Genomic DNA, 1769 nt, shown 5'->3' on the forward strand with positions numbered 1-1769 from the left:
GGAGCAGCACATCTAAGTCAAGGAAATGAATTCGAGATCATTAAACAAACGCTATTATTTGGAGCAGTTGGAAAAGTTTTCGAAAAACTCAGAAAAATTCCTATAATTAACCAAGCAGAAGGAAAAGTGCTAGCCTGGGTAAGGAATCTATTTAATCAGGGGGGAGTAGCAGCGAAGGAGGCTATTGTCTCTATAAGGGGTTCAAAAGTTCTAGATATTGGAAACAAATTAAATTATGTATTTGGCAAAGCAACAGGCAAATCTAGTAACATAAAACGATCTGTTGACATGGAAAGACAGCTAAATAAAATTGGTATTTTTGATAACGCTTCAGGAAGAACTTATTTAAAGGAGCATTTAGTCAAAACATTCAATAGCTCTGAAGGTATTCCAGCAAAAAATGGATGTTTATTAAGAGAATCTATGCTAATGGGGCCTAATGGTGGTGTAAAAATTGAAAGTATTTGGAAAAATAATCAACTAGTTACCATCTATATAAAATCTTAACAAGATAAAAATAATGAGACAGGTTATTTGTAATAGATTTATAGAACTTCTGAAGTTTAGAAGCCATAAGGAAATTTCTACATTTATTTCAAACCAGACAATTTCAAGCATTTTATTACTAGAAGAATCATTTGGTGATATATATTATTGTTATGCTGGCTATCATAGTTTAACAAATCAAAAACAATTCATTATTTCATTTAATAGTGATGAAGATGAATCAAATTTACATTTACTTTTTTGGTTATCAGCTGAATTACTTGTTATAGAAACAGGAAGAATGATTTACTGTATTGATAATAAGCTAAGTATAAAATATCATTTTGATTTCATTACTCCTTTGTTAGGGTTGTACGTGACAAATACAAATAATCTTTTAATCTTGGATTGCATGTCAATAAAAATTGTAACTCCTCAAGGGGTTATCGTACAGGACGATTCATTTGATTTAATAGAAGATTTTTCTATTACAGGCAGCTATTTATCAATTAAAACTAGTGAAGGTAGTAAAAAATTTAGTTTATTATAATTGTTCTTCATAATTGTTCTTCGTTTCAGGACCACTACCCTGCCTACTTAATGACTGCAGTGATGCACCTAGCGTATGGCAAGAGGTGGTTTTTAAGCGATAACCCGAACATCTTCTACTGATAAGCCTGTTTTATTCTTAAAATCGATTATTCAACTCGTTGTCATAGGTCCATACTATAAATTTCAGTGTCTAACCAATCCCATCTTTGTGCATCTTCCAAAAGTTACCTATTCATGAAATTGATTAAAAAGATTTTTAATCCCACTTTTTGCTTGATCAAAAAGTGGACAAAAAATCAAGCCCTCGGTAAAAAGTTGCGGAAAGTGCTGGTCATAACTGGAAAACAGAATCCGCCCTCGGGCCTCCCTCTCAACTGTTTTTCTATTTACAGTAATGAATGGATAATCCAAAGGACATACAAGAGCAAATAGGCAGTCCAGCAGGATTGAGACAAATAGCTGCAGACTATATGAGCAAAAATCCCGAATCCTATAATAAATTATTTAAAGCACAAGCAGGACTAAGCCAATTAGCACCTCTTCAAGTGCCTAGAATGGGATGGGTTCATGAACGTTTTGATCCTGAGTATCGTGACATTTGTAAAAAGATATCGGCACTTGAGCAAAAGCTAACTACAAACAAAGCTATAACGCCTGAAGAAAAAGCAAAAGACGAGCAAGCATTAGTTCAATTGAACATAAGAAAAAAAGCATTAGAAGAAGAAGGCAAT

Annotated in this window: 3 protein-coding genes; all 3 read left to right on the forward strand. The window is 33.1% G+C overall.

Annotated features, from left to right (window positions below; all coding sequences use genetic code 11):
* A partial coding sequence (locus tag MUW73_RS04165; RefSeq protein WP_243575291.1) for a hypothetical protein occupies positions 1 to 507 on the forward strand: 507 nt, incomplete at its 5' end.
* Between the two features lie 13 nt (positions 508 to 520).
* Entirely contained in the window at positions 521 to 1036 is a 516-nt protein-coding gene (locus tag MUW73_RS04170; RefSeq protein WP_243018428.1) for a hypothetical protein, read from the forward strand.
* Between the two features lie 400 nt (positions 1037 to 1436).
* Positions 1437 to 1769, forward strand: a 333-nt coding sequence (locus tag MUW73_RS04175) for a hypothetical protein (protein WP_243575292.1), incomplete at its 3' end; no start/stop codon positions are given.

Origin of the sequence: Candidatus Cardinium sp. cByotN1 (genome assembly GCF_022810525.1) — a bacterium.
In the GTDB taxonomy this organism is placed as follows: domain Bacteria; phylum Bacteroidota; class Bacteroidia; order Cytophagales; family Amoebophilaceae; genus Cardinium.

What these genes read in the sequence shown, in the direction of transcription:
- MUW73_RS04170 (WP_243018428.1), top strand. Translation starts at nt 521, where the DNA reads ATGAGACAGGTTATTTGTAATAGATTTATAGAACTTCTGAAGTTTAGA.